9 protein-coding genes and 3 tRNA genes are annotated in these 7,846 nt (G+C 57.0%); 3 read left to right on the top strand and 9 right to left on the bottom strand.

Features of this window, described 5'->3' with window-relative positions; all coding sequences use genetic code 11:
- Positions 1-135 precede the first annotated feature (135 nt).
- The 3 genes from ACP5VX_RS05570 to ACP5VX_RS05560 form a co-directional block, all read right to left on the bottom strand.
- Positions 136-220: transfer RNA gene (locus ACP5VX_RS05570), tRNA-Leu, on the bottom strand.
- A 55-nt stretch (positions 221-275) separates the two neighbouring features.
- A tRNA-Ser gene (locus tag ACP5VX_RS05565) sits at positions 276-379 on the bottom strand.
- A gap of 28 nt (positions 380-407) precedes the next feature.
- The gene (locus ACP5VX_RS05560) at positions 408-2,006 is read right to left on the bottom strand and encodes a CTP synthase (protein WP_428724893.1); all 1,599 of its coding nucleotides are present in this window, start codon (positions 2,004-2,006) and stop codon (positions 408-410) included.
- A gap of 61 nt (positions 2,007-2,067) precedes the next feature.
- Here ACP5VX_RS05560 and ACP5VX_RS05555 point away from each other — a divergent pair, with 61 nt between their 5' ends.
- On the top strand, positions 2,068-2,592 hold the full coding sequence (locus ACP5VX_RS05555) for a phosphoribosyltransferase (RefSeq protein WP_428724892.1): 525 nt from the start codon (positions 2,068-2,070) through the stop codon (positions 2,590-2,592).
- Positions 2,593-2,597: 5 nt separating this feature from the next.
- Here ACP5VX_RS05555 and ACP5VX_RS05550 read toward each other — a convergent pair whose 3' ends face one another.
- The 3 genes from ACP5VX_RS05550 to ACP5VX_RS05540 form a co-directional block, all read right to left on the bottom strand.
- Positions 2,598-3,890, bottom strand: a complete 1,293-nt coding sequence (locus ACP5VX_RS05550; protein ID WP_428724891.1) for a hypothetical protein — start codon at positions 3,888-3,890, stop codon at positions 2,598-2,600.
- Between the two features lie 55 nt (positions 3,891-3,945).
- Positions 3,946-4,662 carry an alanyl-tRNA editing protein AlaXM gene (alaXM, locus tag ACP5VX_RS05545; protein WP_428724890.1) on the bottom strand — a complete coding sequence of 239 codons (717 nt, stop codon included), beginning with the start codon at positions 4,660-4,662 and terminating at the stop codon, positions 3,946-3,948.
- 27 nt (positions 4,663-4,689) lie between these two features.
- Positions 4,690-4,780 (bottom strand) — tRNA-Gln (locus ACP5VX_RS05540).
- A gap of 124 nt (positions 4,781-4,904) precedes the next feature.
- Here ACP5VX_RS05540 and ACP5VX_RS05535 point away from each other — a divergent pair.
- The gene (locus ACP5VX_RS05535; protein ID WP_428724889.1) at positions 4,905-5,855 is read left to right on the top strand and encodes a transcription initiation factor IIB; all 951 of its coding nucleotides are present in this window, start codon (positions 4,905-4,907) and stop codon (positions 5,853-5,855) included.
- A 19-nt stretch (positions 5,856-5,874) separates the two neighbouring features.
- On the opposite strand, the gene yciH is transcribed toward ACP5VX_RS05535, so the two are convergent.
- Positions 5,875-6,189: a stress response translation initiation inhibitor YciH gene (yciH, locus tag ACP5VX_RS05530; RefSeq protein ID WP_428724896.1), complete on the bottom strand. Its 315-nt coding sequence runs from the start codon at positions 6,187-6,189 to the stop codon at positions 5,875-5,877.
- Positions 6,190-6,292: 103 nt separating this feature from the next.
- Between yciH and ACP5VX_RS05525 the strand changes: the two genes are divergently transcribed.
- Entirely contained in the window at positions 6,293-6,439 is a 147-nt protein-coding gene (locus ACP5VX_RS05525; protein ID WP_428724895.1) for a DNA-directed RNA polymerase subunit P, read from the top strand.
- On the opposite strand, the gene ACP5VX_RS05520 is transcribed toward ACP5VX_RS05525, so the two are convergent.
- Positions 6,436-7,107: an ABC transporter ATP-binding protein gene (locus tag ACP5VX_RS05520; protein ID WP_428724888.1), complete on the bottom strand. Its 672-nt coding sequence runs from the start codon at positions 7,105-7,107 to the stop codon at positions 6,436-6,438. The two genes, ACP5VX_RS05525 and ACP5VX_RS05520, sit on opposite strands and share 4 nt — an antisense overlap.
- Positions 7,079-7,846, bottom strand: a 768-nt coding sequence (locus ACP5VX_RS05515; RefSeq protein WP_428724887.1) for a molybdate ABC transporter permease subunit, incomplete at its 5' end; no start/stop codon positions are given. The genes ACP5VX_RS05515 and ACP5VX_RS05520, both read right to left, overlap by 29 nt.

Below are 7,846 nucleotides of genomic sequence, written 5' to 3'. Positions count from 1 at the left end.
CCTGGGCATCCCCAGCACTCTAGTCTACAGCGCGGTAGCCATAGAGGTCGTGAGAGGTAAGTGTAGGTCGGTCACAGCCCCAAGCGCGTGAAGCCTCCGGGAGAGGCCTTTTTTAACAATTGGTTTAACCCGAAGTGCGGGGGGTGGGATTCGAACCCACGCAGGCCTACGCCATCGGGTCCTGAGCCCGACCCCTTTGACCTAGCTCGGGCACCCCCGCTCAGTTAATATATTTATTTGGAGACCCGTTTTAAGCAAGGAGGGTTTGCCTAAAGCGCCGGGGGCGGGATTCGAACCCGCGTGCCCCGTATGGGGCAGTAGGTCTCTCGCTCTAGCCGGAACTCGAGCCTACCCCCTTAGGCCGCTCGGGCACCCCGGCTCAACATATTCTATATTGTTAGAGTGGTTTAAATCGCTCGTTCTACTAGGGACTTCACGAAGCCCGTGAAAACGGGGCTCGGGCTCAGCGGCCTGCTCTTGAACTCCGGGTGGAACTGGACTCCAAGGTAGAACCTGTGCCCCTTCAACTCGACCACCTCGACGAAGCCCTCATCGCTCCAACCCGTGGGTTTGAGGCCCGCCTCGCTGAGCTTGTCGACGTACTTGGGGTTCACGGTGTACCTGTGCCTGAACCTCTCGTAAACAGGTGTAGTACCGTAGAGCCTCCATACCAGGCTGCCCTTCTCGAGGTTCACCTTGTGGGCGCCTAGCCTCATAGTCCCGCCCAGCCTGCTCACGCTCCTCTGCCAGGGTATCAAGTCTACAACCGGGTGCTCTGTCCCCGGGTCTAGTTCCGTGCTGTTAGCCCCCTCCAAGCCGAGCACGTTCCTCGCCGCCTCTACCACCATGAGCTGCATGCCGAAGCATATCCCCAGGACGGGCTTACCCTCCTCCCTGAGCTTCTTCAAAGCCCTAATCTTGCCCTCGGCCCCCCTCTTCCCGAAGCCGGGCAGTATGACGGCGCCGTCGTACTCGTCGAGGGCGTCCAGGCTTACGAGGCCGCTCTCTATGTCGGTCGACTCGATCCAGCCCAGGTTGACCCTCGCACCCACCTGGGCGGCAGAGTGCCTCAACGCCTCCACGATGCTTATGTAGCTGTCTCTGACCTTGGTGTACTTGCCCACCATGGCTACTCTAACTTCCTTACCGGCACTCTTCACCTTCTCGACCAGCGAGGACCAGTCACCTAGGTATGGCTCCCTGTAGTCTAGCCTAAGCACCTCCGTCACGTACTTCAACAGCCCCTCTCTGTGGAGGATAAGCGGTACCTCGTAGACGGAGGAGACGTCTGGGTCGCTGAACACCGCCCTCTGAGGCACGTTGCCGTAGAGGGCTATCTTGGCCTTCTCCTCCTCGTTCAGCATCCTGCCAGACCTCACCACTATCGCGTCTGGCTGTATACCGATCCTCCTGAGCTCCTGGACGCTGTGCTGGACGGGCTTGGTCTTCAGCTCGCCAGTAGATATGATCGGGGCCAGGGCCACGTGGACGAACACCGTGTTCGAAGGGCCCTCCTCGAGCCTCATCTGCCTAATGGCCTCTAGGAAGGGGAGGCCCTCTATGTCCCCAACAGTACCTCCTATTTCGACTATGAGTACGTCTGAGCCACGCCTCCTAGCCACCTCCCTGATCCTGCTCTTGATCTCGTCTGTCACGTGGGGGACGACCTGGACGCACTGCCCCAAGTACCTCCCTTCCCTCTCCTTCTCCAGGACTGAAAGGTATATCTGCCCCGCGGTGATGTTGTTCAGCCTCGACATGTCCTTACCTAGGAACCTCTCGTAGTGGCCCAGGTCGAGGTCTGTCTCGCCACCGTCCTCGGTAACGAAGACCTCTCCATGCATGTAGGGGTTCATAGTCCCAGCGTCTACGTTCAGGTAAGGGTCTATCTTGACAGCGTCGACGTTGTACCCAGCTCTACTGAGGAGCAATCCTATAGAACCCACTATAACGCCCTTGCCAAGGCTCGAGAGGACTCCTCCTGTTACAAAAATGTACTTGACCAAGTGCCCTTACCTTAGTTAGCCTTACGTTACTTTATAAACTTGAAGCCAGATATGTTGACACATGGTCGACAAGACTTCTCTAAAGTACGTTACATGGGATGAAATACACAAAGCTCTAGCAGTGCTTTCCAGGAGAGTTAGGGAGACTTTCAAGCCGGACATACTAGTGGCGATCGCTAAAGGAGGGTACATCCCGGCCCGCATACTCTCGGACTTCCTTAACGTCGGCGAGATAGGGTTCGTGGAGATAAAGTTCTACAAGGAGATCGGTAAGACGAGGGAGAGGCCTGTTGTCCACCAGTTCTCGCTCAGGAACATCGAGGGTGTCAACGCTCTACTAGTAGACGACGTAGTCGACTCGGGTAGGACCCTGCAGACGGCTACAAACCTCTTATCGAACTTCGGCGCGAGGGAGATCCGTAGCCTCGCCATATACGTCAAGAAGTGGAGCCCGGTCCTGCCCGACTACTACTGGGAGGTCTCAGACAAGTGGATCGTCTTCCCGTGGGAGATATGTGAGACGGCTCGCGAACTCGGCGGCGGCAACCTGCCGCCGGAGGTAGGCGTTGTAGAGCACTGCTACTAGCAGTGCTACAGCACGAGAGCCGTTATCACGGCCACCGACAAGACCGTCAGTAGTACCGAGTAAACCACGTAGACGCCCTCGTCGAAGACCATGAGGCTGAACATGTCCATTACCCTCCACAGCTCCATGTTGGGCTCCTTGATGTGCACGTGAGCCCACCAGCTGGTCGGGAACATGAAGACCCAGAACGCGATGTAGGCTATGTAGACTATTGATGCCACCATTCTACGCCTGGACCCGCCCACCTGCAGGGCCGCCAGCCCTATCCCCGGCACGAAGTACTGGTAGTTCACCCTCCAGTACGAGGTCGTGAAGGCCAGGTAGAGGAGGAGTGCCAAGAGGCCCGCGTCGCGCTCTCTGGTACTAGTGAGCCAGATTGCCACCAGCACGTTTAAGACCAGGTAGAAAACCCACCAGTACGAGACGACCCACTCGTAGTCACCACCACTGAACTGGTGCATGTATGTGGCTAGGCTTGACAGCCCGTTGAAGCTGTACACTATCGGGTAAGTGTACCCTGGTTTCAGCGAGGCGAGCACCTCAAAGGCCTTGGACAGGGTCTGGCTGTAGTAGGCTACGAAGGGCGCGAAGGGCGATAATGCGCCCAGTACGAATGCCGCGAGACCGGATAGCCTGCTCTTTAAGCACTTGTCCTCTACCAGACTGGAGACCAGTACACCTAGTGAGGCGGGAGCTACGTTGGGCTTGAAAGTAGCGGCTAGCCCCGCCAGGGCCAGGCTCGGCAGGCGCCTACCCGACCTGTACAGGTAGAGGGACGCGAGTATGAGGCTCAGGGGTATCTGGTCGAACATGCCGTAGACCGAGGAGGTGTATATGACCGCGGGGTTCAGGTAGTAGAGGGCAAAACCCACTAGCGCGGTCCGGCCGCCACTGTACCTGGACAGAATGAGATAGATCAGGACGCCCGACACGACGTCGAACGCCACAAACAAGCTCTTACACGCGACCACCCACTCGACGGGGACGTAGACGTAGTAGTTCCCGCTATTCCAGTACGCTAGGACAGGCTGTCTAAGTAGAGCCCTGAGAGGTGCTAGTAGCAGTACTAGCTGGGGGCCGTAAACATAGGGCCAGTTGTAAGGCCACCCCTCCTCCGCGTAGAGCTTCGCATCCGCGTACTTGTAGAACTCGAGCCCGTGTCTCAGGAAGGTGTCGGAGAAAGAGGCGAACTGTGCTATATCGCTTCCCGAGGTGTACGGTACGAAGACCAGCCGTACCATTAGGCCTGCCACCAGCATCAGCGAGAAGGCATAGTCCCTAGCGAGCCCCCTCAACATCTAGGAGGACCCGTGTACTAGTGGGGCGGCTGTAGCTAATAAAAATTAAAGCAGCTCACGGCTTGACGCTGAAGTACAGCCTCTTCTTACCCTTACCCTTGTTCTCTACCCTGAGCAGGACTATCTCGCCTATCTCGAGGGTGTTCTTGACGTGCGGCCCGCCGTCGGCCTGTATGTCTACCCCCGGTATCTCCACTATCCTCAGCTTCTCGACTCTCGGCGGCGCCCTGGAGGCCAATTTCACGATCCCAGGTATCTTCATGGCCTCGTCGTAGGGTAGCCAGTACACCTTCACCTCGATGCCCCTCTTCACGACGTTGTTTGCCATCTCGACAGCCCTCTGGAAGAGCGCCTTGTCCGCCGACTCGAGGCTGTAGTCGTCGTAAGCGTACTCGGGGCTGATGTTGCCGCCCGTGATCAGCGCGTTGTACTCGCTGTACATGATCGCCGATATTATGTGCGCCGCCGTGTGCAACCTCATCAGCCTGTACCTCCTCTCCCAGTCCAGGACCAGCTTAACGACGTCGCCTGGCTTCAACTGGAGGTCGCCCGCGATCTCGTGGGCCACGTCGCCCGTGTCTCGGTCGTAGTATACCGACTCCACCCGAGCCGAGGACCCGTCCTTCACAATAAAGCCCTTGTCGTTGTCCACGCCACCGCTCCGCGGGTGGAAGATCGTCCTGTCTAAAAAGACCTTGTTCCCGACGACGTTAACGACTTTGGCGTCGAGTTCTTTGATGTACGAGTCGTGTTGATACACCAGCTCTGTCAAACAGGCCACCCACTACTCGTGTAACAGTAGCCGGGCGGGGATTCGAACCCCGGTCACGGGGTTTCCTCCCTGTGTGAGGACCAAAGCCCCGCATCCTTGGCCGCTAGACGACCCGGCTACCGATAGGAGATATTACTTGCGTAGCTTATTAAACTTGGGACAGAAAAGTTTATTAACCCCCAGGATAAGGGTTTAATAGAGTGTGCTTAGGTGATCGTATTTAAACTTTACTCTTCTAGGGGGTGACCGTTTTGAGCGGTGAAAAAACCTCCTCTACTCCTAGCCAGAGCCCCAACGTTTCGAAGTGCCCTCCTAACAAGATCATTTTCGACCATGGTAAAGGCGAGTACGTCTGCCTCGAGACAGGCGAGGTGATCGAGGAGAGGGTCATCGACGAGAGAGCTGAGTGGAGGGCCTTCACGCCGGAGGAGAGGGAGAGGAGGGCCCGTACGGGTGGGCCTATTACAGGTACTGTGCACGACATGGGCTTCGCGACGTCCATAGACTACGCTGACAAAGACGCCTCCGGGAGGAGGATCATAGATAAGAAGGCCCAGCTCCAGAAGCTGAGGAAGTGGCAGGCGAGGACCAGGATTCAGAGCAGCGTGGACAGGAACCTCGCCCAGGCCCTGAACGAGCTGGAGAGGATCGCAGAGCTACTGAACCTCCCCACGCACGTCAGAGAGGAGGCTGCCAGGATATACCGCATGGCTGTCGAGAAGGGCCTGGTGAGGGGCCGTAGCATAGAGAGCGTTATAGCCGCCGCGGTCTACGTAGCCTGCAGAGAGGCGAGGGTCCCGCGCTCCCTCGACGAGATAACAAAGTACACGAGGATACCTAGGAAGGAGATCGCGAGGTGCTACAGGTTGCTGCTGAGGGAGCTTGGTATCAAGGTCGCCGCAGTAGACCCGATAGACTTCATCCCGAGGATAGCCCACGCCCTAGGGCTGAGTGGCGAGATAATAAAGAACGCCACGGAGATCCTGAACAAGGTGAGGAACAAGGGGGTGACCGCTGGTAAAGACCCAGCAGGGCTGGCTGCCGCAGCGGTCTACATAGCCGCTATAATGGCGGGCGAGAAGCGTACACAGAAAGAAGTGGCCCACGTTGCGGGGGTAACCGAGGTCACAGTAAGGAACAGGTACAAGGAGATAATCGAAGCTCTGGGGATCCAGGAGAAAATGGAAGAGTGAGAGAAAAACCTTTTTTTGCTCAGTCTATTATAATCACGTTCTCGGGCGGGAACCCGAACTCGTTAACGAGGATCTCCTTGACTCTGTGCCTGTGGTCTCCCTGTAGCTCTATAACACCGTCGTCTCTATAAGTTCCTCCGGCTGCGAGCTTCGTCTTTAGCGTCTTGGCGATGCTCTTCAAGACGTCTTTTTCCTGTGGTAGGCCTTCGATCACCGTCACGGCCTTGCCGAACTTCCTCGTGTCAACCCTTATCTTTATGATCTGCTCCTCGCGCCCTAGTTGCTCGCATATCTCCGGCGGTAGCCCACCACAATCCAGCTCTTTTGCCACCATTACTTTATCCAACCTTTGATCCGAGGTGTTCCGTATCTACTTTTATACTAGTAGCCTTAAAAACTTATTTAAACAATAAGAGTCTATCCCGGGGATGTGCTGGTTGGTCAAGTACGTGTGCGGCAGGTGCGGCTACGTATTCGACGAGGAGGAGTTGAGGGTTTACAGAGGTAGGATCAAGTGCCCGCGCTGTACGTACGAGATTATCTACAAGATCGCTAGGCCTTATAGGCTGGTCAAGGCCGTCTAGCCCTTCTCTGAGAGGACACCTCTATTCATCGAGTATGGCTTGTCAGCTATTGCCAGGTCTTCGAGGTCGTGCGAGACTATGACCGTGGGGACTCCAAGGGCCTTCACGAGCCTCGCGATCTCCTTTCTCAGCTCCCTCCTAGACTCCACGTCTATGTTAGCGAAGGGCTCGTCTAGCAGGAGGACGCGGGGGTTTGACGCGAGCGCCCTGGCCAAGGCTACCCTCTGCTGCTGCCCGTAGGAGAGCTCCCGGGGCATCCTATTCTCGAGGCCCCGGAGGCCTACGAGCTCTAGGATTTCGCTCACCTTCTCTCTGTCGGGCCTTATCTTCCTGCCTCTCATGGCATAGGCTATGTTCTCATAGACGCTCATGTGCGGAAACAACAGTAGGTCTTGAGGCAGGAAGCCGACCCTCCTCTTCTCCGGAGGCTTGTTGACCTCGACCCTCTTATCCGCCTTGAAGACGACCTCCCCGCCTATCACTATAGTGCCTCTCACCGGCCTGATGATGCCCGCTATCGCTTTCAGGAGGGTGGTCTTGCCCGCGCCGTTCGGCCCCTGTATCACGGCGATCTCGCCTCGCCCTACACCAAGGTACCCAACCCTAACGCTGAAGCTCCCGACTAGCACGAGGAGATCCCTAACCTCGAGACCCTCCCCACCCACCACTCCTTATCACCCTGGCAGCGATGCTTATCGTTAGAGATACAGCAATAGAGAGCAGTATCATCGCTAGGGCCACGTCGACGTTACCGGTGCTCATCTCGACGTATATGGCGCCCGGGAGGGTCGCCGTCTTCCCCAGGATCATGCCGGCAACCATGACTGTAGCGCCGAAGTCGGAGAAAGCCTTCATGAAGCCCATTAGTATGGAGGATACGAGGCCCCTCCTAGCCAGGGGTAGCACCACGTTGAAAAAGGTGCTGAAAACGCCGTGCCCCAGCGTCCTCGAGACGTGCTCGTACTCCACGCTCACGTTCTTGAAGGCGTCGGTCATAGGGGTGATCATGGTCGAGAACGCAAGTATAAACTGGACGAGGACGGCCCCGTTCAACGTGAAGAGCAGGTTGAACGCGCCGTTTAAGGCTCTGCCCACGCTTGTCTGGACGATGAACAGCAAGACAATGCTGCCTGTGGCGACAGGGGTTAACATGAAGGGCAGCGATAATATCGACTCGACCAGAAGGGGCGTGAACCCAGCCCTCCTCGAGAGTAAGTAGGCGACGACAACCGCTAGAGGCGTCGCCAGCAGCGTGGCGAGCGAGGCCGCGACTAAGCTGAGCGATAGCGCGCTCTTGAACTCCCACGACGTGAATGCCGCGACCAACGACTCCACACCAGAGCTAGCTACTACGCTCCCCAGGACGTATGCGACTACGAGCAGCGTTGTCAATAATATTATTAACAT

The organism is Thermogladius sp. (assembly GCF_049970955.1).
Taxonomy (GTDB): domain Archaea; phylum Thermoproteota; class Thermoprotei_A; order Sulfolobales; family Desulfurococcaceae; genus Thermogladius.
The sequence above is the reverse complement of the archived record's forward strand: the minus strand, read 5'-3'. Positions and strand labels throughout refer to the sequence as shown.